This is a genomic window from Bradyrhizobium sp. ma5 (genome assembly GCF_042258955.1).
Lineage (GTDB): Bacteria > Pseudomonadota > Alphaproteobacteria > Rhizobiales > Xanthobacteraceae > Bradyrhizobium.
This window is the reverse complement of sequence record NZ_CP170156.1, coordinates 8,062,814-8,087,065: the sequence shown is the minus strand read 5'-3', so window position 1 is coordinate 8,087,065 and position 24,252 is coordinate 8,062,814. Positions and strand designations below refer to the sequence as shown.

Genomic DNA, 24,252 nt, shown 5'->3' with positions numbered 1-24,252 from the left:
AAACCTGCCGCCGTCCGGATGACCGGTTGAGTCTGTCACCCCACCATGCGGTCGCGACCGGACCAGAAGCGCGCCTTCAGCACCTTCTTGTCGACCTTGCCGACGCCGGTCATCGGCAGCTCCTTGACGAACTGAATCTGTTTCGGCGCGTGCGCCGAGCCCTTCTTTGCCTTCACGAGGCCGATCAGCTCGTCAGCGTCGGGCGTCGAGCCCTCGCGCGCTACCACGACGGCGGTGACGGCCTCGCCCCATTTGTCGTCGGGCACGCCGACCACCGCGACCATCGCGACGTCGGCGTGCTGCGACAGCACATCCTCGACTTCGCGTGGAAAGATGTTGAAGCCGCCGGAGACGATCATGTCCTTCTTGCGGTCGAGGATGAACATGTAGCCGCGCTCGTCCTTGCGCGCGATGTCGCCGGTGTGCAGCCAGCCGCTCTTCAGCGTATCCGCCGTGATGTCGGGCCGCTTCCAGTATTCGGCCATCACATGCGTGGCGCGCACGCAGATCTCGCCGGCCTCGCCGGTCGCGACCTCCTGGTCGTCCTGATCGAGGATCTTCACCTGGCAGGCGGTGATCGGGAAGCCGCAGGACAGGAACAGCTCCGGCGTCTTCGGGTCATGGTCCGCCTTGCGCAGCACCGAGACCGGATAGCATTCGGTCTGGCCGTAGAGTTGCGAGAACACCGGGCCGATCCGCGCGATGCCCTCGACCAGCCGACTCGGCGACATCGCGGAGGCGCCGTAGAGCAACAGCTCGAGCGAGGAGAGGTCGGTCTTGGGAAGCGCCGGGTGATCCAGCATCACATAGATCATGGTCGGCACGAACAGCGTGAAGTTGATCTTCTCGCGCGCGATGGTCGTGAACACGGCTTCCGGATCGAACCCCTTCAGCATGTGCACGGTGCCGCCGCGCATGAGCGTCGGCAGCACTTTTGTACCCGCGACATGGCTGATCGGCGCCACCGTGAGATAGCGCGGCGTCTCTGGAATCTCGAAGTCGGCGAGGATGGCGGCGGCGAAGCCGCCATATTCGCGGTGATAGCGCAGTGCGCCCTTGGATTTGCCGGTCGTGCCGCCGGTGTAGTTTAACGTCGAGATGTCGTCCTCGCGGGCGAAGTTCTTCGCGGTCGCGCTGCCGGCATCCTCGACCACCTGCAACAGGTCGGCGCCGTAATCCGCCGGGCCGAGCGTGAACACGGTCTTCAGGCTCGCCGCCTTCGCCGCGAGCTCGCCGCCGCGATCGCGAAACGTGATGCCGTCGATGATCAGCATCTCGGCCTCGGAGTCCTCGATCTGGAACAGCTGGTCGTCGAGCGAACCGAGCGGGTGCAGCCAGGTGATCGCAAGCCGCGACAATTGGGCGGCGACGCCGGCGCACCAGCTGTCGGCACGGTTAGCAGTGAGCATCGCGACGCGGGTGCCCGGCGCAAAGCCGAGCCGCGTGAACACGCTCTGCATCCGTCCGATCAAATCGGTCGCGCCCTGATAGCTGAGCGAGCCGCCCGGCCATGCGAAGGCCGTGCGCGACGGATAGCGCGCCAGCGCGCGCAAGGTCTGCTCGCACACCGCTGGAAATGCATAGAGCGGATTGCTCATGTCGTTGTCCCTCCCGCCTTTGTCTTTGGCCTCTCTCGTGCCAATGTTGGCGCAACGCTAACACAATGATGCAGGGAAGAAACAACTTGTCCGCTGATCTTCTCACGCGTTTTCGCGATCGCCTCAGGTTGCCGCTGATTGCCGCGCCGATGTTTCTGGTGTCGGGCGTCGAGCTGGTGGTAGCCGCCTGCCGCAACGGCGTGATCGGTTCGTTTCCGACGGTGAATTGCCGTGAGACGGAACAGCTCGATGCGTGGCTCGGCGACATCGAGCACCGCCTGCAAGCGCATGCCGATGCGAGCGGCATGGCGGCCGCGCCGATCTGTCCGAACCTGATCGTGCATCGCTCCAACACGCGGCTGGCGCAGGATCTCGCGGTGCTGCTGCGGCACAAGCCCGAACTCGTGATCACCTCGGTCGGCTCGCCGGCGCCGGTGCTCGCGCCGCTGCACGATGCCGGCGCGCTGGTGTTCGCCGACGTCGCCTCGATCCGTCATGCCGAGCGCGCGGCAGCAGTCGGCGCCGACGGGCTCGTGCTGCTCACCGCGGGCGCCGGCGGGCAAACCGGCTGGCTCAATCCGTTCGTGTTCGTCCGCGCGGTGCGCGCGTTCTTCGATGGCCCGATCGTGCTGGCCGGCGGCATCAGCGACGGCCACGCGCTGCGCGCCGCAGAGGCGCTCGGCTGCGATCTCGCCTATATGGGCACCAAGTTCATCGCGACGCGCGAGAGCATGGCGGACGCGAGGTACAAGCAGATGCTGGTCGAGGCGACCGCCGACGATATCCTGCTCACGACGGCCTTCACGGGCCTGCAGACCAACATGCTGCGGCCCTCGATCGAGGCCGCCGGGCTCGATCCCGACAATTTGCCGGCGCGCGGCGCGATCGACATCGGCAAGGACATCGACATCGGCGCTCGCGAAAGCCGGCCGAAGCGCTGGCGCGACATCTGGAGCGGCGGTCATTCCACCTCGGGGGTGACCGGGGTGCTCGCGGTCGATGATCTGCTGGCCCAGACGATCGCCGAGTACGAGGCGGCAAGCGCGCGGGTGCGGCTCGCCTGACCCATCAAGTCCCGCCTGTCCGCTTAACGCGGCATTAACCATGCCAGTTCCAACTATGCGCCACGGGATGGTCCGCCGCCGCGGCTGGCCGCCCGGCAGTAGTGGGAATGCGACATGGCTTTTGAGGCGCTCGCCAAGACCCCGGCATCGCTCGACGATCTCCGGAACCGCGTGTTCTACGCCCTGCAGCGGCATCCGCTGTGCCGTCAGGTCGAATTCGATATCGTCAGCACGCCGCGCACCCGCCGCACCAACTGGACCGTCAGCCTGCACTCGGTCCAGCCCGGTGCCCTCTGGACGGCGCATGAGATCGTGGCCGACATCCAGGAAGCCTATGAGCTTGACGCTGCGGCCTGATTTTCGGGCCGTTTCGGGACAATTTCACCTATTTGGCGCTGTCACGGCACGGTAACGCCGCATTTCTCGCGCAGTTTGCGGCAACACCGGCCGGGAATGGAGTAGTTTTTGACCAGAGCCATCACCCTCGCCGCGCTGACCTGCCTCCTCCTCGCCGGCGCCGCGATAACAGCCATTTTGGGCCGTGACAGCCTGCCGGCGGCGCAGGCCGACATTGGTCCGGTCGCCAATCGCGCCGGCAAGCAGGACAAGCTCGCGGTCACGACGCTTGCGACTGCCGCCTTCGAGCCGCCGCAGCCGGCCGAGCCTCCCGCCAGTCCGTCGCCGCTCCTGCTAAGGGCGCAAGCCGCGATCCCGGGCGCGCCCGATACCGTGCGTCAGGCCTATGCCTCCGCCGAGCCTGCCGATCTCGGCCTGCCGACGATCGCCGACCCCGTCGTTGCGGCCCAGCCGAAGATCGCCGAGCCCGCATCTGCGCCGGCTGCCCCCGCGCCGCCGCCGAAGGCCGCCGCCAAGCCCGCGCCGCAGAAGACCTACGCGCTGCTCAGCGACGCGCAGATCGCCGGCATCAAGGACCGGCTGAAGCTGTCATCGTCGCAGGAATACTACTGGCCGGCGGTCGAGACCGCGTTGCGCGCCGTCGCGCGCAAGATCCACGCCAAGCGCACGGGCAACCCCGCCGCGGGCAGCATGCCGATCGATCCCGACTCCGAGGAAGTCCAGCAGCTGAAGTCCGCAGCGATGCCGCTGTTGTTCCAGCTCCGCGAGGATCAGAAGAACGAGGTCCGTTCGCTGGCGCGCCTGATCGGCCTCGAACGCGTCGCCTCGATGATCTGAGCGCAAGGGTCGGTCGCGCCGAACCTGCGGCCGACCATTTTTAATGGGCCTCAAGCGGCCGCAGCTTGTCCACCTTGCCCTGGGTTTCGACGAGCAGTTGCTTCATGAAGTCCTTGTTGCGCTTGAGCCAGGGCTCCAGCGTCTGCCGCACATCGCCCGGCGACTTCTTCTCGATGGCCTGCGCAAGCCGGGTCTGAAACGTCCCCCAATCCTTGAACATCTCCTTCAAGAGCGCATCGTCGGAGATGTTGATCGTCGACTTGATGTCGCCGACGGTCTCGAGCTCGCGCATGTTGCCCTGTCGCAGGATTGAATCGAGGTTTTCCAGGCATTCGTGATAGCGCTGCAGCAGATCGTCCCAACGCTTGGCGGTGAAGTCCTCGTCGAGGTTCTCGACTGCGTTGTAGAGCGGTTCGAGGAACGACCATCGGAAGCGCCGCGCGAGGCGCAGCAGGATCGACAGGAAGACGATGTCCTTCGGCATGTTCTGCGCCACCATCAGCCTTGGATCCTCGCTGAATGGCGGCATCGGCACGAAGATGATGACGACCGAGAACGGCGTGCTGTCGAGATATTCGAGCCGGGCAATGACCGGCTGATACAGCTTCAAATCGCGGAATATCGGACTGAGCACCTGCTCCCGGTTTCGCCGGCAGGCGATATCCACGTCGGCGAACGAGTTCGCGACGTAGCTCGTCAACTCGTCGAGCCAGGCGCCGCTGTCATACCGATTCTGGGCACTGAGCAGGTCTTCCCAGTCCAGCGTCGCGGCATCAGGGCCCGACAGCAGCGTGGTGGTGGCGGGATCCGCTTCCAGCTTCGCATCCGTCAGGAATCCGCGCGCGCGGTCTGAGGGCGGCAATGCCTTCAGCGCATCGGCCTTCTGCCGGAACGACAACTCATCGCTGAACACGATGCGAAGTCGCAGACGAAACAGCTCTTCCGGGCGGGTGATCTGCATGAACTGCGCGTGCAAGTCCTTCACCGCCTCGTTGAAGTCGCGGACGTGATTGGCGTTCAGTTTCGGCCGCAGCGGCATGGCACCGAAGGTCGGCCGCACGAACAGATCTTCGAGAAACCGCCGGACCTCGTCCTCGCCGACCCCGTAAAACTCGTTCTCCGCCAGCATCGGAAACGACGGCGAGCTGTCGACCGAGAACCACAGCACCTTTGACATCAGCTTCAGCGCGCGCTTGTAGCCGTCGAACTGGGCGATCTCGGACGCGCACCACGTCCAATTGTGCTCGGCATTGGTGTGAATGAAGATCAGGCAGTCGGCCTTCGCCGTGTTGTCGATCATCCATTGCCGCCATTCCGTGCCGCCGGGAATTTCCTCGCAGACGAAGCACTCCACCGAACGTTGACCGTCCAGGCTGCTGAGATATTCGAGCCGCGCCTTCAACAGACGCGCGAGAAATCTGTCTTCGGCACGATGGCTGATAAAGACCGAGAAATCATTTGGCATGGCAAATCCGATCTGCATGAATTTTATGCGACGGCTGGCCGTGTCTCGTCGGCCGAATGCCGCGGCTGTACGTCCCGCCGCGGGCTGAATGATAGCTCGTCTCTGAAATCTGCGATCGTCGGGCGCGAAAAAGAAAAACCGCCTGCCAGTGATGTATCTCACTATACCTTAGGGTGTGCCATGTGCAAGATACGCAGGGAACCGGCGCGCGACGCTTGCCGTGCTCCGGGATAGACTGACTAAAATTTTTCGAAACTCGGCCGATGTGTCGATTTGAACGCGTCGCTTCATTTCATGGCCCGGCGCCGTTCGCGCCGGGACCCGCGACCAATTGAGCCCTTCGGCCGTGATCGGTTGGCCGTATCGAGATCAGCAAAAGTCATAGTCCGGGAGCAGTCATGCCGAAGACCAAGCAGCAGCATCTTGATCGTGACGCCGGACCGAAGCGGATATTGGCGCTCGACGGCGGCGGCATTCGCGGCATTCTGACGCTCGAATATCTGGCCGCGATTGAGACGCAGTTGCGCGAGCGGCACAAGAACAACGACCTGCTGCTTTGCGACTATTTCGACCTGATCGGGGGCACCTCGACCGGATCGATCATCGCAGCCGGGCTTGCCTGCGGCATGACCGTGGATGCGTTGAAGAAGCTCTATCGCGGGATCGGTACGGACATCTTTCAGGAGTCATTCTGGCGGCGGGGGTTGCTGGCGCCGAAATTCGATTCCGACGCCTTGCAGCACGCGCTCGATGCGCAGCTCGGCGCCGATACCGTGCTCGGCGGCGATCGCATCCGCACCGGCCTGATGATCATGACCAAGCGGCTCGATACCGGCAGTCCCTGGCCGTTGCACAATCATCCGGACGCGACCTTTGCCAAGCAGGACTGTGCGTTGCGGCTGACCCAGGTGGTGCGCGCCAGCACCGCTGCGCCAACCTATTTCAAACCCGAGGAGATCACGATCTCGGCGCGCGACGGTCACACGGTCAGCGGTGCCTTCGTCGACGGCGGCGTCAGCCCGTTCAACGATCCGGCGCTGCAACTCCTGATGCTCGCGGCACTCCATGGCCACGGCTTTCGCTGGCATAGCGGCAAGGACAAGCTGCTGCTGATCTCGGCGGGTACCGGCGTATTCAGGGCGACCTATGCGACCGACCAGATCGTCCGCATGCCAGCGGCGGAGCAGGGTGTGCGCTCGCTGCAATCGCTCATGGACGATTGCAGCCGGCACAATCACGGCATGCTGCAATGGCTGACCAATTGCCTGACGCCATGGCCGATCGATCGCGCGGTGACGGATATGATCGCGGATAGTCAGAACGGGCCGCAACTCGCGACCTATGCGCGCTACAACGTGCTGCTCGAAACGGCCTGGCTGAAGGACAAGCTCTGCATCGACCGGACGCCGGACGCGCTTGTGAAGGTTGCCGCGATGGACGACCCCAAGAACATGGACGAACTCGCCGGGATCGGACAACTCGCCGCGAAGGAGCAGGTCAAGCCGGAACATTTCCCGGCGGCCTTCGATCTCACGTGATGCTGCGCGGAGCGGCGTCACAACACGCGGACCCCGGCTTCGACAAGGAATTCGCCTTCAGTTAAGTTCGTCACCTGGACACAATGATCCAATCATGAGTCGAGGTGTCGCGATGGCCACGGAACAAGACGCCACATCACCGAACGCGGTGGTTCTCTTCAGCGGTCACATGATCGATGCGCCAGATCGAAAAACGCCACGCTTTCCACCGGACAAGGAGCCCGCGGCCGCCGCTGCGATTGCCGACGCACTTGCGAAGATCGGTGTCACCAAAGGTGATCTCGCCATTTGCGGCGGCGCCTGCGGCGGCGACCTGTTGTTTGCGGAAGCCGCCCTCGCGCAGGGCATGCGGCTTGAAATCTATATTCCATTCGCTGAACCGACTTTCCTTGCCGGCTCGGTCGATTTCGCCGGCGGCAATTGGCGCGCGCGCTATTTCGCGGCGAAATCGAAGGCCACGCTCCATGTCATGCCCGACGAACTGGGGCCGCTGCCAGCTGGCGAAAACGCCTATGAGCGCGACAATCAATGGATGCTGGAGCGGGCCGCCCGGTTTGGCGACAAGAAGCTCGCCTTTGTCTGCCTGTGGAACGGCGAAGGCGGCGATGGACCCGGCGGCGCCAAGCACCTGATGGATGAGGCGGGGCGCAAGACGACGTGGGTCTACTGGCTGGATACGAGAAAATTATGGGACTGAAGGATTTGCAAGATGCCGTCTTGTTTCATGATCATGCCTTACGGTCGCAAGCCGACCCAGGCCGACCCCAAGTTTGGTCCGGCCGAGATCGATTTCAACGCGCTCTGGGATCGCGCCTACGTACCCGCCATCAAGGCACTCGGTTATCAGCCGGTGCGTGCCGACCAGGACACCAGCGCATTGATCGTCAGTGAAATGCTGGAACGGATCTACTTCGCCGATCTCGTGCTGGCCGACATGACGATTCCGAACGGCAACGTCTACTACGAGGTCGGTATCCGCCACGCGTCACAGAAGACAGGATGCGTGCTGCTTGCGGCCGACTGGTCCAAGCAATTGTTCGATGTCGTCCAGATGCGAACCGTCCGCTATCCGCTGCCCGAGGGCGAGATCACCGAGGCGACCGCCGCCGCCATGCAGGCCGCCATCAAGGAGCCCATCAAGGCGCTTGCTGACGGGATTTCGCCGATGCACCAGTCGATCCCGGGCTATCCCGACAAGGTCGATCCGCGCAAGGCGATGACGATGCGGAGCCAACTCGCTGAGCAAGCCGCGTTTCAGACCAAGATACGCGCGGTGCGCGCGGCGCCCACAGATCAGCGCATGGCACGGGCCCAAGCGCTGATCGCGACCGAGGGAAGCCCGCCCACCACTTATGCAAAGGCGCTCGCTTTGTTGCTGATGCTGCGCGACTGCGTCAATGATGCCGCCGACTGGAACATCGTGCTGGATTTCATCGGCAAGCTTCCCGACCGCTTCTCCGACGAGCCTGAAGTGCAGGAGAATCGCGCATTTGCTGCGGCCCAGGCCGGCGACGACATCCAGGCCATTGCCGAGATCCAGACATTGATTGATTTCGCGGGACCGACGCCGGAGCGGCTCGGTCTGATGGGTGGCCGCCACAAGCGCCTCGCCAGAGCCGCACCAGCCGGCTCTCCCGAACGCAACCAGGAGCTCGAGAAAGCGATCGACTGTTATCAGCAGGGCATGGAGCTCGACCTCAACGCCTATTATTGCTCCAGCAATCTACCTCGTCTCTATCGCACGCGGGGAAGCGCAGGCGACGAGGAGCGCGCGCAATCGGTCCTGCGGCTGGTGATCGCCGCCTGCGAGCGGGCGAGGCGAATGCAGATCGCTGACGAATGGCTGCGTCCGACGCTGCTCGCGGCGGCCTTCGATCTCGGCGAGCCCGACAAGGCCGATGAACTCGCGGACGCCGTTATTGCCGAAGGTCCAGCCAGATGGAAGGTGAATGGCGTGCTGAGCGACCTTGAGCAAACGGTCGCACAGGTCGCCGATCCCGCCAAGCGCGCGCGATTGTCCGCCATCGTCGGCAAGATCAAGACGGCCTGACCGCGCGCCGGGGCATCCACCTCAGCCCAGCCGCATCGACAGCTCGACGTCTTCGCCGAACGGCGTCGACATGTAGCCGTTCGCCGGCGAACGCACCCGTGCCAGATAGTCGGGGCTGTAATCGGCATTGTCGGCGACGACGAAGGCGCCCGGCTTTAGGCGGCTCTCCACGAGATCGAGGATGTCGGGGTAGAGCGCCTTGGCGCCGTCGAGCAGCACGAGGTCAACCGTCTCGGGCAGATCGGTGCGCAGCGTCGTCAGTGCGTCGCCCTCGCGGATCTCGACCAGGTCATAGAGACCGCCGGCGACGAGATTGTCCCGGGCACGCGCCACCTTGGACGGCTCGAACTCGGATGTGATCAGCCGGCCGCCGCCATTGTCGCGCAGCGCGGCGGCGAGATGCAGCGTCGAGATGCCGAACGAGGTGCCGAACTCGACGACGTTCCGCGCTCGCACGCCGCGCGCCAGCATGTAGAGCAGCGCACCGGTCTCGCGCGAGACCGCGAGCGGCACGTTGTTGAAGCGGCTGTAGAGCGCGCGGTAGTCGGTCCTGCTGCGCATCAGGCCCGCCCGTTCCTCGTCGGAAAGGTCGGCCACCGCGCGCCGGGTTTCTTCCCTCGCGGCGGAGGCTTGCTCGAACAGGCGGTCGAGCAGGCCCGCGAGCTCAGGTGAATTGAGGGTGGTCATGTGGGTCTCTGGTCAAAAAAGCGGCGCGTCCTTGCGCCCCGCCAGAAATACGAATAATTATTCGCATTCGCTAATCGCATTCCCCAGGGCGTTCATGATCGAACGGCGAAGCTCTTCAATTTCCTCGCGAAAACAGCCGCAACAGGCCCGCTCCGCCGAGCTCGTCGCGGCGATTCTCGATGCCGCTGTTCAGGTTCTGACCAAGGAGGGCGCGCAGCGTTTCACTACGGCGCGGGTGGCCGAGCGGGCCGGCGTCAGTGTCGGCTCGCTGTACCAGTATTTTCCGAACAAGGCGTCGATCCTGTTCCGGCTGCAGAGCGATGAGTGGCGGCAGAACTCCAGCCTGCTGCGCGACATTCTCGCAGACCGCACGCGGCCACCATTGGCGCGGCTGCGTTCGTTGGTACACACCTTCATCCGCTCCGAATGCGAGGAGGCCGCGGTGCGCGTCGCACTAAACGACGCCGCGCCGCTCTATCGCGACGCGCCCGAGGCGCGCGAGGTGAGGGCAACCGGCGAGCGCATCGTCGAAGTCTTCATGCGCGAGGCATTGCCGAAGTCGTCAGATGCCGCGCGTGCGATGGCCAGCGCTCTCATCTCGACGACGATGAGCACGGTCGGCAAGAATTTTTCGGAAGGCCCGCGAAGTCAGGCCGAGATCGAGAGCTACGCGGACGCGATGGCCGACATGTTCTGCGCGTATCTCAGGAGTGTTGGAAAGCGCTGAAGCGCCCACCGTCGATCCGGCCGTCGTTCACGTGTAGTGCTTGGCGACAAGCAGAAACCCGAGCACGCCGCCGGTCACAGCGAAAACGGCCGCGCCATTGCAGAAACTCATGTAAGCGGCCGACCAATAAGAGGCAGTCTGAGAGGCCGCCGCAACTTTCCTCGGTTTCCGAGCCAAACCAATGCATTCCTGAAAAAGGCGCCGCCACCAGGTCAACGCAGGTGACGGCGCCCGTCTGAGGGCTTCAGGGCGAAACCCCGCGGCAGCGTAAGCCGCGATGATGAATGGTTCGTATATCGCCTCGAGGTTCCCTTAGAACGAGGCGTAGGCGTTTCGGAACGCGATGGCGCCGGCCAGTGAGCGCGGCCGCGTGCGCACGGCATGCCCGTCGTTACCGCTCTGGACTATCCACTGGCCATTCTCGTGACCCACGATCTTGCCGACATGGTGACGCCAGACGACGATCGCGCCGACCGAGGGGCCGCCTGCATTGCTGCCGTATCGCGCCCAGGATCGCGCCAGATTGTATTGCGGACCCGGATCGCTGCCGACCTGCGTACGCATGAACCACCCGCACCACGCGGCCGGGCGGCCGGAATGTGCATGGTGTCGATAATGGTGATGACGGCCGCGAGCTTCAGCAGTAGATGAAGCGAAGGCCAAAAGCACGGCGACAGCCGCGAGAGTTTTACGCATTACAAAGTCCTCTTGTTGTTGGCAGGCCATCCTGATTGTGAGAGGGACGCAGCGATGATCTGCGATTTGGTTGCGAAGCGACCGCATCGGTCAGGCGACGCAAAACAGAGGCGGGGACATGGCCCGCACGGGCTTTTAAGAAACGGGCTATGGCCAAAATATGGCAGCCAAATCCCGTCTGGCGGCACACACATGGCCGGCATGTTCTGCGCGTATCTGAAGCGCCTCACGAAGCGCTGATACAGGCAGAATTGCTCCGAGAGCATGTTCGTAGGTACCGCGTCCTGCAGAACCGGGTTAACAGAAGCGCCCGGCAGCAGACGGAGCTCCGCTTCGCTCAGGAGCCGCCACGGTCCGGACAGGAGGGCCAGTTCGCTGGCATGCAATCGTGAATCTCGAGCAACGTCTGAATGAACTCAACATCGAGCTGCCGATGTCGGCGGCGGCCGGCGGCGCCTACGCGCCGGTGGTGGTCCATGGCGACACGATCTATGTCAGCGGTCAGCTTCCGCGCGACGGCGACAAGGTGCATGTCGTCGGCCAGGTTGGCCGTGATGTCACACTGGAGGAAGCCAAGCGGGGTGCACGGCTGGCGCTGATCCGCGGATTGGCCGCGATCAAGGCGCATCTCGGGTCGCTCGATCATGTCACGCAGATCCTGAAGCTCACGGTGTTCGTGCACAGCGCCGCGGATTTCAGCGGTCAGACGGCAGTCGCCGACGGAGCGTCGAAGCTCATCATGGAGCTGTTCGGTCCGGAACGGGGACTGCACACCAGGACGAGCGTTGGCGTCGCGCAGCTTCCGCGCAACGCATCGATCGAAGTCGAGTTGATCGCAGCGCTGGCGCGCTAGAGCATGATCCGGAAAAGTGCGAAGCGGTTTTCCGAAAGATCATGCTCAAACAACAAGCTAAAGCGCGATGACGATTCAACTCAATCTCATCGCGCTTTAGGCGCGAAGCGCGTCTTCCTCTTCCCATGCCAATTTCGCGTAGCACCTCAGCCAAAAGTTGCACGCTTACGCGTCTGTGTATTGACGGCTGCGGAGCTTCGGGACGACACTCATGCCAACAAGCAATGAGCTCGTAGGCATCTGGTCTAAGTTCCCGGAGAGGACACCATGTCGAAACGCAGCGAAAAGCGCCGCGCAGGCGCGCTCGATTCCGGCCGCCGAAATTTCCTGAAGGGTGCAACCGCCGCCGGTGCGGCGGCGCTGGCTGCCCCCGCCGCCGCCAACACTGCAATGTCAGGCATTGCCGAACAGCGTCCCAAGGAAGCGCTCAAGGCTGCGCTCCCCGGCCCGAGGCTTGCGGCGGCCGATGCGCTGCCGCCGCCGGCCGATCCGGTCAATCAGACCTCGAGCGGCGGCGACTTCATGGTCGACGTGCTCAAGACGCTCGACATCGATTACCTCGCGATGAATTGCGCCTCGAGCTTCCGCGGACTGCATGAGGCCATCATCAATCATGGCGGCAACAAGAAGCCCGAGATCATCACCTGTCCGCATGAAGAGATCGCCGTGCATATGGGCCAGGGCTACGCCAAGATCGAGGGCAAGCCGCTTGCCATGATCTGCCATGGCGTGGTCGGTCTGCAGCATGCATCGATGGCGATGTACAACGCCTGGTGCGACCGCGTCCCGGTCATCGTGATGGGCGGCAACATCATGGAAGCCGACAAGCGCGCACCGGGCGCCGAATGGCCGCATTCGGCAATCGACCCCGCGGCGCTGACCCGCGACTTCGTCAAGTGGGACGACCAGCCAGCCTCGCTGCAGCATTTCGCGGAATCGGCGCTGCGCGCCTACAAGATATCAACCACGCCGCCGATGGCGCCGGTGATGCTGTCGCTCGACCAGGAGCTGCAGGAAAACCCGATCGAGAATCGCGACCGCCTCCGCATCCCGAAATTCACTCCGGCGCTGCCGCCGCAGGGCGACGACGCGGCGCTGGCCGAGCTCGCCAAAATGCTGGTCGCGGCGGACAATCCGGTGATCCTGTGCGACCGGATGGCGCGCACGCCCGCCGGCATGCCGCGCCTGGTGGAGCTTGCGGAAACCCTGCAATGCGCCGTGATCGATAATTTCGGGCGGATGAATTTTCCTTCGCGCCACCCGCTGAACCAGTCGTTCCGCCGCTCCATCCTGTCGCAGGCCGATCTGATCCTGGCGCTGGAGGTCAACGACATCTGGGGCTCGCTCAGCGATTTCCACGATCGCATCGTGCGTACCTCTGAGCCGCGCTACAAGAAGTCGGCCAAGATCGTCACGCTCGGCACCCGCGGCCTGTACATGAAGGCCAACTACCAGGACCTTGGCCGCTATCAGGAGGTCGATCTCGACATCGCTGGTGATGCCGAGGCGAGCCTGCCGGCCTTGACCGAGCAGGTCAAGCGCAGGATCGACGAGGGACGCAAGGCCGCGCTCGACGCACGCGGCAAGAAGCTCGCGGCCGTCAAGCTCGCCACCGTCGAGCAGGCGAAGCTCGACGCCACGATCGGCTGGGACGCGAGCCCGATCACCACGGCGCGGCTGTGCGCCGAGCTCTACAGCCAGATCAAGGATGAGGACTGGTCGCTGGTCGGCACCTCGATCGGCCTGTCATGGCCGCATCGGCTGTGGAATTTCACCAAGCCGTATCAATGGAACGGCGGTTCCGGCGGCGGTGGCGTCGGCTACACCCTGCCGGCCTCGCTCGGGGCTGCGCTCGCCAACAAGCGGCACGGCCGGCTGACGGTTGCGATCGGCGGTGACGGCGACTTCATGTTCGTGCCGTCGACGCTCTGGACGGCCGCGCACCATCAGATTCCGATGCTCTACATCGTGCACAACAATCGGGCCTACCATCAGGAATACATGTATCTCCAGGCGATGGCCGCGCGCCACGGCCGCGGCATCACCAACGCTGATATCGGCACCACGATCAAGGATCCCTTCGTCGACTATGCGGCCGTCGCCAAGGGGTTCGGCGTCTATGGCGAGGGACCGATCAGCGATCCGAATGCGCTGGCGCCGGCGCTGAAGCGCGCCATCGCCATGGTCAAGAGCGGCCAGCCGGCGCTGCTCGACGTCGTGATGGATCAGCGGTGAAGCGGAGGTGGCGATGATGAAGATTTCCGTAAAGCATCTTGCCGCCGTTGCCGCGTTCGCGGGAGCTTTCGCGACTGGCGGCATCGTTGCATCGCGCGCCGAGGACGCGCCGGCCGGTGATGCCGTCAACGGCAAGCGGCTTTATCTTGCCGACGGCTGCTTCGAATGCCACGGCCGCGCCGGGCAGGGCGGCCGTTTCAACTACCTGACGCCTGCGCTGGCGCAGATCGCGCTGCCGGTGGAGTCCTTCATCGCCTTCCTGCGCGAGGCGCCGAACGACATGCCGTCATTCTCCGCCGACGTGCTGTCTGACAAGGATGCCGCCGACATCCACGCCTATCTCAGCACGCTGCCGGGACCGAAGGCGGCCAAGGATATTCCGCCGATCCTGAACCAGTGAGGCAGTTCGCGAAGCGCTGGTCCGTTCCGCCGTCGCTCTCGCGCGCTTTCGCTTCGCCGGATGCGCTTCGCCCTTGCAGCCCACGCGTGGCGGTGCCACGCGATGCAATACACGTTTGTCGATCACGCTTCGCGATTGGCTCTGCTCGATCGCGTTCGCCTTGCTTTGACGAGGTGATGCGAAACGGGCGGGGCGTTGGCCAACGCTCGTTTCAGATGGCGCAAGGCGACGCAGGTAGAGCGTTCGCCATTGCGCTGAACGTTCAGTAAAATGATCCACTAAACATCGGGCAGAGCCGGGCGCTGGGTGCTTTCCACTATCGGCGTTGGTGCACTGCAGCGATAATCTCGCGCTGGACAGCGCGGACAGCTTCTCCTGAGGTTCGTGAGAAACCCGCTTGACGGGTTCCTGAATTTAGTAATACGTTTAGTATTACAAAAACGATAAACATCCCGCATCGAGCTGATGCGTGGGAGGAGCCCCGCCATCCGGACCCCGATGCCCGGACGCGTTCAGTCTCGCTCTCCATCATCGCTCATCAACTCGGTTTTCGAAGTCTCGGCGTCAATCCGGCATGGATGCGCCGGGCGAGTTAGGTGCTTCAACGATAGGGAGGAAATGGATATGCGAAGATTGGGATGGTTACGCAGTACGGTGGCGTCCGCGGTCGTTGCGGCCGCAGCACTTGGCGGTCTCGGCGGCGGGCAAGCCGCAGCACAAGGCAAACAGCTCACGCTGTGCTGGGCGGCATGGGATCCGGCCAACGCACTGGTCGAACTGGGCAAGGACTTCACCAAGCAATCCGGTATCGAGATGAAATACGAGTTCGTCCCCTGGACGAGCTATGCCGATCGCTTCCTCAACGAGCTCAACTCGCACGGCAAGCTCTGCGACCTGATCATCGGCGACAGCCAATGGATCGGCGGCGCCGCCGAGAACAAGTGGTACGTCAAGCTCAACGATTTCTTCGACAAAGAGAAGATCTCGATGGACGATTTCGTCCCGGCGACCGTCGTCGGCTACTCGCAGTGGCCGAAGAACACGCCGAACTACTGGGCGCTGCCGGCCATGGCCGATGCGGTGGGCTGGACCTACCGCAAGGACTGGTTCTCGCGGCCCGAGATCCAATCCGCGTTCAAGGCCAAGTACGGCCGCGATCTGGCACCGCCGAAGACCTATGACGAGCTGAAGCAGATCGGCGAGTTCTTCCAGGGGCGCGACATCGACGGCAAGAAGGTCTATGGCGCCTACATCTTCACCGAGCGCGGCTCGGAAGGCATCACGATGGGCGTGACCAACGTGCTCTACAATTACGGCTTCGCTTACGACAATCCGAAGAAGGCGTACCAGATGCAGGGCATCGTCAATTCCGCCGACGCTGCCAAGGGGCTCGAGTTCTACAAGGAGCTCTACAAGTGCTGCACGGCGCCGGGCATGACCAACGCCTACATGCAGGAAGGGCTTGATGCCTTCAAGTCCGGCCAGGTCGCGATGCAGATGAACTGGTTCGCGTTCTTCCCCGGCCTCTACAAGGATCCGAATGTCGGCGGCGACAAGATCGGCTTCTTCGTCAATCCGGCTGGTCCGAAGGGGCACTTCACGCAACTCGGCGGGCAGGGCATCTCGGTGGTGGCAACCTCCGACCACAAAGACGACGCGCTCGCCTACATCAAGTGGTTCGCGCAGCCCGCCGTGCAGCAGAAGTGGTGGCAGATCGGCGGCTACTCGGCGCTCAAGGCGGTGGTCGACGCGCCCGACTTCCCCAAGAGCGCGGCGTTCGCGCCGCAATTCCTGGAGTCGATGGGTATCGTGAAGGACTTCTGGGCTGAGCCGTCCTACGCGCAGCTGCTGCTCGACATGCAGAAGCGAGTGCATGACTACGTCGTGGCCGACAAGGGCACGTCACAGCAGGCGCTCGATCTCCTGGTCAAGGACTGGACCAAGGTATTCAAGGAGCAAGGCAAGGAAGTCGCCTCGCAATAGCGTCCGCCCACACTTCATCTGAACTGGATTCCCCGAGGGCCGCCTCGGGGAATCCGAACCGGCCCAGCCCAGCTGATGGACACGATGACGACGATCCTCCAACCCGATCATGCTACGATCCCAGGCGTGAGCAAGCCTGTTAAATCCCGCGCCGGGCGGCGTGTCCACGGCCTGTCGGACCGGGCCATAGCCTGGCTGTTCGTCGCGCCGACGATTGCGCTGCTGCTCGCGATCAACATCTTTCCGCTGATCTGGATGATCCGGCTGTCCTTCACCAACCTCAACCTCAGCATGTCCTATCTGCCGCTGCGGTTCGTTGGCCTCGACAATTTCAGGGACATCCTCACCGACGAGGACGTCTGGTTCCGCCTGCAGACAACGGCGCAGTTCGTGATCTCGTCGGTGGCGTTGCAGGTGGTCGTCGGCTTCGGCCTCGCGCTTTTGATTAACCGTCAGTTTCGCGGCCACAGCTTCTGGACCACGATCATCCTGCTGCCGATGATGCTGTCGCCGGCGGTGGTCGGCAATTTCTGGACGCTGCTGCTGCAGCCGCAGATCGGGCCGTTCAACTATCTGATCAGCCTGTTCACCGGTGTGCCGCCGAGCTCGTTCAGCATGACCGGGCAGGTGTCGCTTGCGCCGTGGACCATCGTGCTGGTCGATACCTGGATGTGGGCGCCCTACGTGATGCTGATCTGCCTCGCCGGGCTGCGCTCGATCCCCGACTACATCTATGAGGCCGCGGAAGTCGATCGTGCCTCGCCCTGGCGGCAGTTCTGGTCGATCACGCTGCCGATGACGGTGCCGTTCCTGATGCTCGCGGTGCTGTTCCGTGCGATCGAGAACTTCAAGATGTTCGACATGGTCAATCTCCTGACCTCGGGCGGGCCGGGCTCGACCACTGAGCTGGTGTCGATCTCGCTGAAGCGCGCGGCGTTCGAGAAATGGCGCACCGGCTATTCGTCGGCGCTCGCCATCATCCTGTTCGTGACCGTGTTCGGTGCCGCCAACATCTACGTCAAGACGCTCAACAAGGTGAAGCAACGATGACCGCTGCCGCCACCAAATCCACTGCGCATTCGATCGTCGAGGCCTCGCCGCGCACCAAGGCGTTCGCCGGCGGCTTCGTCATCCTGTACGCCGTGATCACGATCCTGCCGCTGCTGTGGATCGTCGCTACCGCGTTCAAGTCGCAGAGCGACGCCATTGCCTATCCGCCCAAGGTGATCTTCGAGCCGACCCTCGAAGGCTATGTGAACCTGTTCACGGTGCGGACGCGGCAGACGCCGGACTTCATCGCCAAGCTGCCGCCGCCGGAGACCTGGTACGACAAGCTGGTGCGCAAGCGGGACATGGTGATCGCCGGGCCGTCCAAGGTCGTGCCGCGCTTCGTCAACTCGCTGATCATCGGCTTCGGCTCGACCTTCCTCGCGGTCTTCCTCGGCACGCTCGCGGCTTACGCATTCTCGCGCTTCCGCATTCCGCTGGCGGACGATCTGCTGTTCTTCATTCTCTCGACGCGCATGATGCCGCCGGTCGCGGTGGCGATCCCGATCTATCTGATGTACCGGCAGCTCAATCTGACCGACACGCGGCTCGGCATGATCCTGCTCTACACCGCCGTGAACGTCTCGCTCGCGGTCTGGCTGCTCAAGGGTTTCATCGACGAGATCCCGCGCGAGTATGAGGAGGCGGCGCTGGTCGACGGCTATACGCGGCTGCAGGCGTTGCGTAAGGTGGTGCTGCCGCAGGCCGTCACCGGAATTGCGGCGACCGCGATCTTCTGCCTGATCTTCTCCTGGAACGAGTATGCCTTCGCGGTGCTGCTGACCAGCGGCGAGGCGCAGACCATGCCGCCTTTCATCCCCTTCATCATCGGCGAGGGCGGACAGGATTGGCCGGCGGTTGCCGCCGCGACCACGCTGTTCGTCGTCCCGATCGTCATGTTCACCGTGCTGTTGCGCAAGCATCTGCTGCGCGGCATCACCTTCGGAGCGGTGCGCAAATGAGCGGCTCTGTGATTGCCAAGGCTGGCGTGGCGCGCTGGTTTCGTCGCGGGCCGTGGGAGGCCGTCGCAATGACCCTGATCGGAGGCGGCATCGTCATGCTGGTGCAGCCCTGGTCGATCGATCTCTACAGTTACTCCTTCGTGACGATCCTTGCCGGCACGATCGGCTTCGTCATCGTCAGCCATTTTCCGGAATAGCGCCATGGCACAGATCCGCATCGAAAACCTGCGCAAGTCGTTCGATCAGTTCACCGCGGTTGAAGGCTCGACCTTCACGATCGATGACGGCACGTTCTTCGCAATGCTCGGGCCATCCGGCTGCGGCAAGACCACCACCTTGCGCATGATCGCCGGCCTCGAGCTGCCGACCGAAGGCAAGATCCTGCTCGATGGCGAGGACGTCACGTTCCACCGTGCTGCCGCGCGCGATATCGCCTTCGTGTTCCAGCTGTTCGCGCTCTATCCGCACATGAATGTCGGGGAGAACATCGGCTTTCCCCTGAAGTGCCAGGGCATGGGCCGGCGCGAGATCCGCGAGCGGGTGCAGGAGACCGCGCGGATGTTGCGGATCGAGCACCTGCTGTCGAGCAAGACCTCGAAGCTTTCGGGCGGCGACCGGCAGCGCGTCGCGCTCGGGCGGGCCATGGTGCGGCGGCCGAAGGCGTTCCTGATGGACGAGCCGCTGGGCGCGCTCGATGCCGAGTTTCGCCATCTGATGTGCGGCGAGCTGCGCGACCTGCACGATCGCATCAAGGCGACCACGGTCTATGTCACGCACGACCAGCTCGAGGCGATGTCGATGGCCGACCAGATCGCCGTCATGAACAAGGGCCGTGTCGAGCAGATCGGCACGCCGCAGGAGGTCTACGACCGGCCCGCGAGCATGTTCGTCGCCGATTTCATCGGCTCGCCGCCGATGAACTTCCTGCGTTTCGAGGGCGGCTTGCGATCCGGCGATCGCGCGGTCAGCTTCCACGACACCAGGCTTGCGGTGCCAGAAATTCGTGAGGACCGCGCCAGCGCGCCGCTGGCGCTCGGCGTCCGTCCGGAGCATATCCGCTTCGCCGACGCGGGCGCTGTTCGCGGCGAGGTGTTCGGCGCGGAATATCTCGGCACCACCCAGATCGTCACCGTCGACACGGCCTATGGCCGGGTCGCGGCGCGGCTGTCTTCAAGTGCATCGGTGCAGATCGGTGAAACCATCGGTCTCGAATTCAATGCCGAGCGGCTGGCGCTGTTCGACATCGGCAGCGGCCGTGCGATCCGGACCGCGAGCGCGGAGGGCGCGCGCCATGGCTGACGTCACCCTGCGCAACGTCAACAAGCGCTTCGGCGCGATCGAAGCCGTCCGCGATCTCTCGCTGACGGTGAACGACGGCGAGTTCCTGGTCCTGCTCGGGCCGAGCGGCGCCGGCAAGACCACGACTTTGCGGCTGATCACCGGACTGGAGAGCCCCGATACGGGCTCTGTGATGATCGACGGGCGCGATGTGACGCAGGATCCGCCGGGCTCGCGGGACATTGCCTTCGTGTTCCAGCAATACTCGCTGTATCCGCATCTCACGGTCTACGACAATCTGGCGTTTCCGCTGCGCTCTCCCGCGCGGCGGGTGGCGGAGCCGATCATCCGCAAGCGCGTCGAGCAGACCGCGGAGCTGCTGCATATCGCAAGCAAGCTGAACAACCGCGCCACCCGGCTGTCCGGCGGCGAGATGCAGCGCGTCGCGATCGGCCGGGCCCTGGTCCGCGATCCCTCGATCTATCTGATGGACGAGCCGCTCTCCTCGCTCGACGCAAAGCTCCGCGCCGAGCTGCGGCTCGAGCTCAAGCGGATCCAGATCGAGCTCGGCGCGACCATCCTCTACGTCACCCACGATCAGGTCGAGGCGATGACGATGGCCTCGCGCATCGGCGTGATCAGGGACGGTCAGTTGCTTCAGCTCGGCACGCCCCGGGAGATCTACGAAAGCCCGTCCAGCAGCTATGTCGCCTCGCGGCTCGGCACGCCGCAGATCAACTTCCTGCCGGCGCGCCTGCTCGCCGATGTCGCGATGCCTGCCGGAACCGAGACGGTCGGTATTCGCACCGAGCATCTTCAGCTCGCCGCGCGTAACGGCGGGCAGATGGTCGGCCGCGTGCATCGGGTCGAGCACCTCGGCGAGCAGAATCATATTCATCTGGACTATAAGGGCGAGACGCTGGTGACGCTGGCGGATCCGCATCAGCCACTGCAGGCCGGCCAGGAGGTCGACTTGCATCTGGTGCGTCCGTTGTGTTTCGACCGCGCCGGGCAGCGCATTGCCGCCGCGGTTCATTAGAGGGGCGAGAGGATCGAGGAGATGTCGGTGCCATCAGAGACATTGAAGTCGTTGGTCAAGGCGGCCGCAGAGCAGGTCATCGCCAGCGCGCCGGAGCTGACCAGCCTGGATCAGGCGATCGGCGATGGCGACCACGGGACCAACATGAAGCGCGGTTGCGAAGCCGTGCTCGGCAAGCTCGATGTGATCTCGGCGCAGCCGCTCGACGAAGCGCTGAAGATGATCGGCAAGACCCTGGTGATGACGGTCGGCGGCGCCTCGGGGCCGCTCTATGGCAGCTTCTTTCTTGCCGCCGGCGAGGCGCTGTCGCACGACAAGCACCTGCCCGAGGATCTCGCCGATGTGTTCGGCAGCGCCGTGAACGCTGTGAGCGCGCGCGGCCGCTCGCAGGTCGGCGAGAAGACGATGCTGGACGTGCTGGTGCCCGTGCTGGAGACGTTGAAGACGGCGGCCGGCCAGCCGGATCTGATCGCGCGGGTGCGCACCACCGCGACCGAGGCGGTCGAACGGACGGCGCCGATGCAGGCCACCAAGGGACGCGCGTCGTTCCTCGGGGCACCCAGCGTCGGGCATGTCGATCCCGGCGCGCGGTCGAGCTGCGTGCTGGTGCAGGCGGTGTGCGCCGGCCTGGAGGCACGCGCATGACCGACACCGTGGGGATCGTGATCGTCTCGCATTCCAGCGATATCGCCAAGGGAACCGCCGACATGGTGCGCCAGATGGTCGGCAGGGAGGTCAAGGTGGCGTTCTGCGGCGGCAATCCCGACGGCGGATTGGGCACCAGCGTGCCGCTGATCATCAACGCCATCAATGACGCATGGTCTCCGAAGGGGGTTGCGGTGCTGGTCGATCTCGGCGGCGCCGAGACCAACAGCGAAATGGCGGTCGAGATGCTGGAGCCGGCGCGGCGCGATCTCGTTGTCGTCTGCAACGCACCGATCGTCGAAGGCGCCGTGATGGCGGCGACCGAAGCGGCGGGCGGCAGCTCGCTGGCCCAGGTCAAGGCCGTGGCCGAAGAACTCTCTGCCGACTGAAATGTCGGCGAAGCGATGATGGATGATGAGTATGCTTGATAAAGCGGACGGACAGATCTTCTCCGGCAATGTGCGGTTGGTGCATGCGGTGGGCATGCACGCGCGCCCGGCGGTCAAGCTGACCAAGCTCGCCAAGAAGTTCGAGGCGCAGATCTCGGTGCGGGTCGCGGGTGCGCCCGAGTGGATCAACGCCAAGAGCGTGGCCAAGATCATGGCGATGCGCGCCGCGCACGGCAGCACGATCGAGATCAAGGCATCGGGCGACGACGCCGAGGCCGCCGTCGCGGCCCTCGTCGATCTGGTCGCCAGCGATTTTCCGGATGGAGCGGGCTAGCATGCAGGGCGGCGCTGCAGGATCGGCTTACCGCGGCAGGACCGCCTCGATCGGCTTTGCCCATGGTCCGCTGGTCCGCGTCGATGCGGGCGCCGGCGGCGAGCGGGTGGCCGGCACGCTGGTCGAGGAGGCGCTCGCCTTGCGCAAGGCGATCGATCTCGCAAGCGGGCAGATCGCCGATCTTGCCGCCAGCGCCGGCGGCGAAGCCGCGCAAATCCTCGAATTCCAGGTCGCATTGCTGGAGGATGAGGATCTGATCGAGGCGATCTTCGCGTCGATCGGCGAGGGGCGTCCGGCCGACGTCGCATGGCGCTCGACGCTCGACGAGCACATCGCGGAGTACAATGCGGCGGCGGATGAGTATCTGCAGGCGCGTTCGTCCGACCTTGCGGACCTGCGCGACCGCGTGGTCCACATCCTGCGCGGCGACGAGGGCGAGCCGCTGAAGATCCCGAGCGGAGGCGTCGTCTGTGCCGACGACCTGCCACCGTCGCGCTTCCTGGAGATCGACTGGTCCGGCGGCGGCGGCCTGGCGCTGCTGCACGGCAGTCCGACCAGCCACGTCGCGATGCTGGCGCGGGCGCGCGGCATCCCGATGGTCGTGCAACTCGGTGCTATTCCCAATGCCGGCGCCACGGCGCTGCTCGACGGCGAAGGCGCGACGCTGGAGCTCGATCCCAGCGCCGAGCAGGTGCGCATCTTCGAGAAGCGGCGCGAGAGCCATCGCAAGAGCAGGGCATCCGCGCGCGCGATCCTGCGTCGGCCGACCGCCTCGTGGCGCGGCGAACACATCAAGCTCCTGATCAATATCCAGCGGGTCGACGACCTCGAGCATGCGGATGCGCAATATGCCGACGGCATCGGGCTGATGCGGACCGAATTCCTGCTCGCTGGGCGGAGTGACCTGCCGGATGAGGAGACCCAATTCCAGGCCTATGACGCGGTGTTGCGCTGGGCCGGCCAGCGGCCCGTCACGATCCGCACGTTCGATGCCGGCGGCGACAAGCCGGTGCCCGGCTTTACACTGGATGGCGAGGCCAATCCGTTCCTCGGCGTGCGCGGCTTGCGGCTTTGCCTCGCCCGGCCCGAGATTTTTGCCGTCCAGCTCCGCGCGCTGGCGCGCGCCGCGGTCCGTCGCAATCTCAAGGTTATGTTCCCGATGGTGACGTCGGCGGACGAGCTCGAGGCCGGACGGAAGCTGTTCGCCGATATCGTGCAGCGCTTGCAGGCGGACGGCATTGCCGCGATGCTCCCGGATCTCGGAATCATGGTCGAGGTTCCGGCGGCGGCCCTGGCGATCTCGAGCTTCAAGGCGTCTTTCTTCTCGATCGGCTCGAACGATCTCGCGCAATATGTGCTGGCCTGCGATCGTTCCAACGGAGCTCTCGCTCCCCTGATGGACCCCCTGCATCCCGCAGTGCTCGAACTGATCGCGCGGACCGCCGAGCACGGCCGCCGCGCCGGCGTCAGTGTCAGCCTGTGCGGCGACATGGCGGGTGATCCGCGCTGTGTTCCTGCGCTTCTGAACTGCGGCCTGCGCGAATTGTCGGTGAACCCATCGGCGCTGGCGCAGATCAAGCAGACCATCGACCGGCTGAGCAGCGGAGGCGGTGTTGGCTGACACGGCGGCCGATGAAGCGCCCGAAGCCGGCGCGGTTGCGGCCTACAAGCGCATCTTCAAGGAGGTGCTGGAGAGCCGCCCGTCCGGCATGCGGCTGCGCCTCGCCCATGCCATGGGCAAGAACCGCAGCTTCGTCAGCCAGATCAGCAATCCGGCCTATCCGGTGCCGATCCCGGTGCAGCATCTCAACACGATCTTCGATGTCTGCCACTTTCCGCCGCAGGCGAAGACTGCCTTCTTGCGCGCCTATGCGCGCGCGCATCCACGCCGCGTCGGCCGGCTGAGCGAAGGATCGCATGAGCGGACGCTGACATTGCATCTGCCGGATCTCGGCAGCGCCAAGCGCAACGCCGAGCTCGACGCGCTGCTGCAGGAATTCACGCGGCGCCTGATCGGCATCATGCGGGAAAAATAGGCGAAAACGCCAACCAAAGCGTTTTCGAGCGA

Annotated in this window: 25 protein-coding genes; 21 read left to right on the top strand and 4 right to left on the bottom strand. The window is 64.3% G+C overall.

Going from position 1 to position 24,252, the window contains the following annotated elements:
* Positions 1-35: 35 nt before the first annotated feature.
* Positions 36-1,598: an AMP-binding protein gene (locus ACE103_RS38225; RefSeq protein ID WP_375777201.1), complete on the bottom strand. Its 1,563-nt coding sequence runs from the start codon at positions 1,596-1,598 to the stop codon at positions 36-38.
* 65 nt (positions 1,599-1,663) lie between these two features.
* Here ACE103_RS38225 and ACE103_RS38220 point away from each other — a divergent pair, with 65 nt between their 5' ends.
* The 3 genes from ACE103_RS38220 (at position 1,664) to ACE103_RS38210 (ending at position 3,856) form a co-directional block, all read left to right on the top strand.
* Positions 1,664-2,662: an NAD(P)H-dependent flavin oxidoreductase gene (locus ACE103_RS38220; RefSeq protein WP_375777200.1), complete on the top strand. Its 999-nt coding sequence runs from the start codon at positions 1,664-1,666 to the stop codon at positions 2,660-2,662.
* Between the two features lie 114 nt (positions 2,663-2,776).
* Positions 2,777-3,019: a hypothetical protein gene (locus tag ACE103_RS38215; RefSeq protein ID WP_223966703.1), complete on the top strand. Its 243-nt coding sequence runs from the start codon at positions 2,777-2,779 to the stop codon at positions 3,017-3,019.
* A gap of 108 nt (positions 3,020-3,127) precedes the next feature.
* Complete coding sequence (locus tag ACE103_RS38210) at positions 3,128-3,856, top strand: hypothetical protein (RefSeq protein ID WP_375777199.1); 729 nt, start codon at positions 3,128-3,130, stop codon at positions 3,854-3,856.
* A gap of 40 nt (positions 3,857-3,896) precedes the next feature.
* Here the strand turns inward: ACE103_RS38210 and ACE103_RS38205 are convergent, their stop codons facing one another.
* Positions 3,897-5,321 carry a toll/interleukin-1 receptor domain-containing protein gene (locus ACE103_RS38205; protein ID WP_375777198.1) on the bottom strand — a complete coding sequence of 475 codons (1,425 nt, stop codon included), beginning with the start codon at positions 5,319-5,321 and terminating at the stop codon, positions 3,897-3,899.
* Positions 5,322-5,719: 398 nt separating this feature from the next.
* Between ACE103_RS38205 and ACE103_RS38200 the strand changes: the two genes are divergently transcribed.
* The 3 genes from ACE103_RS38200 (at position 5,720) to ACE103_RS38190 (ending at position 8,909) form a co-directional block, all read left to right on the top strand.
* Positions 5,720-6,859: a patatin-like phospholipase family protein gene (locus tag ACE103_RS38200; RefSeq protein ID WP_375777197.1), complete on the top strand. Its 1,140-nt coding sequence runs from the start codon at positions 5,720-5,722 to the stop codon at positions 6,857-6,859.
* 112 nt (positions 6,860-6,971) lie between these two features.
* Positions 6,972-7,556 (top strand): hypothetical protein, encoded by a 585-nt coding sequence (locus tag ACE103_RS38195; RefSeq protein ID WP_375777196.1) that lies wholly within the window; start codon positions 6,972-6,974, stop codon positions 7,554-7,556.
* A gap of 12 nt (positions 7,557-7,568) precedes the next feature.
* Entirely contained in the window at positions 7,569-8,909 is a 1,341-nt protein-coding gene (locus ACE103_RS38190) for a tetratricopeptide repeat-containing protein (protein ID WP_375777195.1), read from the top strand.
* A 21-nt stretch (positions 8,910-8,930) separates the two neighbouring features.
* Here the strand turns inward: ACE103_RS38190 and ACE103_RS38185 are convergent, their stop codons facing one another.
* The gene (locus ACE103_RS38185; RefSeq protein ID WP_375777194.1) at positions 8,931-9,596 is read right to left on the bottom strand and encodes an O-methyltransferase; all 666 of its coding nucleotides are present in this window, start codon (positions 9,594-9,596) and stop codon (positions 8,931-8,933) included.
* Positions 9,597-9,690: 94 nt separating this feature from the next.
* Between ACE103_RS38185 and ACE103_RS38180 the strand changes: the two genes are divergently transcribed.
* Positions 9,691-10,323 carry a TetR family transcriptional regulator gene (locus ACE103_RS38180; RefSeq protein WP_375777193.1) on the top strand — a complete coding sequence of 211 codons (633 nt, stop codon included), beginning with the start codon at positions 9,691-9,693 and terminating at the stop codon, positions 10,321-10,323.
* 312 nt (positions 10,324-10,635) lie between these two features.
* Here ACE103_RS38180 and ACE103_RS38175 read toward each other — a convergent pair whose 3' ends face one another.
* A complete protein-coding gene (locus tag ACE103_RS38175; RefSeq protein WP_097673702.1) occupies positions 10,636-10,887 on the bottom strand; it encodes a hypothetical protein in 252 nt (83 codons plus the stop codon).
* A gap of 520 nt (positions 10,888-11,407) precedes the next feature.
* Between ACE103_RS38175 and ACE103_RS38170 the strand changes: the two genes are divergently transcribed.
* The 14 genes from ACE103_RS38170 to ACE103_RS38105 all read left to right on the top strand — a co-directional run bounded on the left by ACE103_RS38170 (position 11,408) and on the right by ACE103_RS38105 (position 24,220).
* Complete coding sequence (locus ACE103_RS38170; RefSeq protein WP_375777192.1) at positions 11,408-11,872, top strand: RidA family protein; 465 nt, start codon at positions 11,408-11,410, stop codon at positions 11,870-11,872.
* A 267-nt stretch (positions 11,873-12,139) separates the two neighbouring features.
* Positions 12,140-14,107: a thiamine pyrophosphate-binding protein gene (locus tag ACE103_RS38165; protein WP_375777191.1), complete on the top strand. Its 1,968-nt coding sequence runs from the start codon at positions 12,140-12,142 to the stop codon at positions 14,105-14,107.
* A 13-nt stretch (positions 14,108-14,120) separates the two neighbouring features.
* Complete coding sequence (locus ACE103_RS38160) at positions 14,121-14,507, top strand: c-type cytochrome (RefSeq protein WP_375777190.1); 387 nt, start codon at positions 14,121-14,123, stop codon at positions 14,505-14,507.
* Positions 14,508-15,131: 624 nt separating this feature from the next.
* Positions 15,132-16,490, top strand: coding sequence for an ABC transporter substrate-binding protein (locus ACE103_RS38155; protein ID WP_375777189.1), 1,359 nt, complete (start codon positions 15,132-15,134; stop codon positions 16,488-16,490).
* Between the two features lie 75 nt (positions 16,491-16,565).
* The gene (locus tag ACE103_RS38150; RefSeq protein WP_223966718.1) at positions 16,566-17,540 is read left to right on the top strand and encodes a carbohydrate ABC transporter permease; all 975 of its coding nucleotides are present in this window, start codon (positions 16,566-16,568) and stop codon (positions 17,538-17,540) included.
* Positions 17,537-18,499 (top strand): carbohydrate ABC transporter permease, encoded by a 963-nt coding sequence (locus ACE103_RS38145; RefSeq protein ID WP_342709202.1) that lies wholly within the window; start codon positions 17,537-17,539, stop codon positions 18,497-18,499. Before ACE103_RS38150 ends, ACE103_RS38145 begins: the two co-directional genes overlap by 4 nt.
* Positions 18,496-18,696, top strand: coding sequence for a hypothetical protein (locus ACE103_RS38140; protein WP_375777188.1), 201 nt, complete (start codon positions 18,496-18,498; stop codon positions 18,694-18,696). Before ACE103_RS38145 ends, ACE103_RS38140 begins: the two co-directional genes overlap by 4 nt.
* A gap of 4 nt (positions 18,697-18,700) precedes the next feature.
* Positions 18,701-19,798 carry an ABC transporter ATP-binding protein gene (locus tag ACE103_RS38135; protein WP_223966722.1) on the top strand — a complete coding sequence of 366 codons (1,098 nt, stop codon included), beginning with the start codon at positions 18,701-18,703 and terminating at the stop codon, positions 19,796-19,798.
* Complete coding sequence (locus ACE103_RS38130; protein WP_375777187.1) at positions 19,791-20,816, top strand: ABC transporter ATP-binding protein; 1,026 nt, start codon at positions 19,791-19,793, stop codon at positions 20,814-20,816. Before ACE103_RS38135 ends, ACE103_RS38130 begins: the two co-directional genes overlap by 8 nt.
* Positions 20,817-20,837: 21 nt before the next feature.
* Complete coding sequence (gene dhaL, locus ACE103_RS38125) at positions 20,838-21,461, top strand: dihydroxyacetone kinase subunit DhaL (RefSeq protein WP_375777186.1); 624 nt, start codon at positions 20,838-20,840, stop codon at positions 21,459-21,461.
* The gene (dhaM, locus tag ACE103_RS38120; protein WP_375777185.1) at positions 21,458-21,850 is read left to right on the top strand and encodes a dihydroxyacetone kinase phosphoryl donor subunit DhaM; all 393 of its coding nucleotides are present in this window, start codon (positions 21,458-21,460) and stop codon (positions 21,848-21,850) included. Before dhaL ends, dhaM begins: the two co-directional genes overlap by 4 nt.
* A gap of 31 nt (positions 21,851-21,881) precedes the next feature.
* Entirely contained in the window at positions 21,882-22,184 is a 303-nt protein-coding gene (locus ACE103_RS38115; RefSeq protein ID WP_375777184.1) for an HPr family phosphocarrier protein, read from the top strand.
* A 1-nt stretch (position 22,185) separates the two neighbouring features.
* Complete coding sequence (gene ptsP / locus ACE103_RS38110) at positions 22,186-23,805, top strand: phosphoenolpyruvate--protein phosphotransferase (RefSeq protein WP_375777183.1); 1,620 nt, start codon at positions 22,186-22,188, stop codon at positions 23,803-23,805.
* Positions 23,798-24,220, top strand: coding sequence for a hypothetical protein (locus tag ACE103_RS38105; RefSeq protein WP_050405512.1), 423 nt, complete (start codon positions 23,798-23,800; stop codon positions 24,218-24,220). The genes ptsP and ACE103_RS38105 overlap by 8 nt, the downstream gene beginning before the upstream one ends.
* Positions 24,221-24,252 lie beyond the last annotated feature (32 nt).

Bases quoted from the DNA above. Each gene is read 5' to 3' on its own strand.
- ACE103_RS38225 (WP_375777201.1), bottom strand. From the start codon at position 1,598: ATGAGCAATCCGCTCTATGCATTTCCAGCGGTGTGCGAGCAGACCTTG.
- ACE103_RS38220 (WP_375777200.1), top strand. From the start codon at position 1,664: ATGATGCAGGGAAGAAACAACTTGTCCGCTGATCTTCTCACGCGTTTT.
- ACE103_RS38215 (WP_223966703.1), top strand. From the start codon at position 2,777: ATGGCTTTTGAGGCGCTCGCCAAGACCCCGGCATCGCTCGACGATCTC.
- ACE103_RS38205 (WP_375777198.1), bottom strand. From the start codon at position 5,321: ATGCCAAATGATTTCTCGGTCTTTATCAGCCATCGTGCCGAAGACAGA.
- ACE103_RS38200 (WP_375777197.1), top strand. From the start codon at position 5,720: ATGCCGAAGACCAAGCAGCAGCATCTTGATCGTGACGCCGGACCGAAG.
- ACE103_RS38195 (WP_375777196.1), top strand. From the start codon at position 6,972: ATGGCCACGGAACAAGACGCCACATCACCGAACGCGGTGGTTCTCTTC.
- ACE103_RS38190 (WP_375777195.1), top strand. From the start codon at position 7,569: ATGCCGTCTTGTTTCATGATCATGCCTTACGGTCGCAAGCCGACCCAG.
- ACE103_RS38185 (WP_375777194.1), bottom strand. From the start codon at position 9,596: ATGACCACCCTCAATTCACCTGAGCTCGCGGGCCTGCTCGACCGCCTG.
- ACE103_RS38180 (WP_375777193.1), top strand. From the start codon at position 9,691: ATGATCGAACGGCGAAGCTCTTCAATTTCCTCGCGAAAACAGCCGCAA.
- ACE103_RS38175 (WP_097673702.1), bottom strand. From the start codon at position 10,887: ATGCGTACGCAGGTCGGCAGCGATCCGGGTCCGCAATACAATCTGGCG.
- ACE103_RS38165 (WP_375777191.1), top strand. From the start codon at position 12,140: ATGTCGAAACGCAGCGAAAAGCGCCGCGCAGGCGCGCTCGATTCCGGC.
- ACE103_RS38160 (WP_375777190.1), top strand. From the start codon at position 14,121: ATGATGAAGATTTCCGTAAAGCATCTTGCCGCCGTTGCCGCGTTCGCG.
- ACE103_RS38155 (WP_375777189.1), top strand. From the start codon at position 15,132: ATGCGAAGATTGGGATGGTTACGCAGTACGGTGGCGTCCGCGGTCGTT.
- ACE103_RS38150 (WP_223966718.1), top strand. From the start codon at position 16,566: ATGGACACGATGACGACGATCCTCCAACCCGATCATGCTACGATCCCA.
- ACE103_RS38145 (WP_342709202.1), top strand. From the start codon at position 17,537: ATGACCGCTGCCGCCACCAAATCCACTGCGCATTCGATCGTCGAGGCC.
- ACE103_RS38140 (WP_375777188.1), top strand. From the start codon at position 18,496: ATGAGCGGCTCTGTGATTGCCAAGGCTGGCGTGGCGCGCTGGTTTCGT.
- ACE103_RS38135 (WP_223966722.1), top strand. From the start codon at position 18,701: ATGGCACAGATCCGCATCGAAAACCTGCGCAAGTCGTTCGATCAGTTC.
- ACE103_RS38130 (WP_375777187.1), top strand. From the start codon at position 19,791: ATGGCTGACGTCACCCTGCGCAACGTCAACAAGCGCTTCGGCGCGATC.
- dhaL (WP_375777186.1), top strand. From the start codon at position 20,838: ATGTCGGTGCCATCAGAGACATTGAAGTCGTTGGTCAAGGCGGCCGCA.
- dhaM (WP_375777185.1), top strand. From the start codon at position 21,458: ATGACCGACACCGTGGGGATCGTGATCGTCTCGCATTCCAGCGATATC.
- ACE103_RS38115 (WP_375777184.1), top strand. From the start codon at position 21,882: ATGCTTGATAAAGCGGACGGACAGATCTTCTCCGGCAATGTGCGGTTG.
- ptsP (WP_375777183.1), top strand. From the start codon at position 22,186: ATGCAGGGCGGCGCTGCAGGATCGGCTTACCGCGGCAGGACCGCCTCG.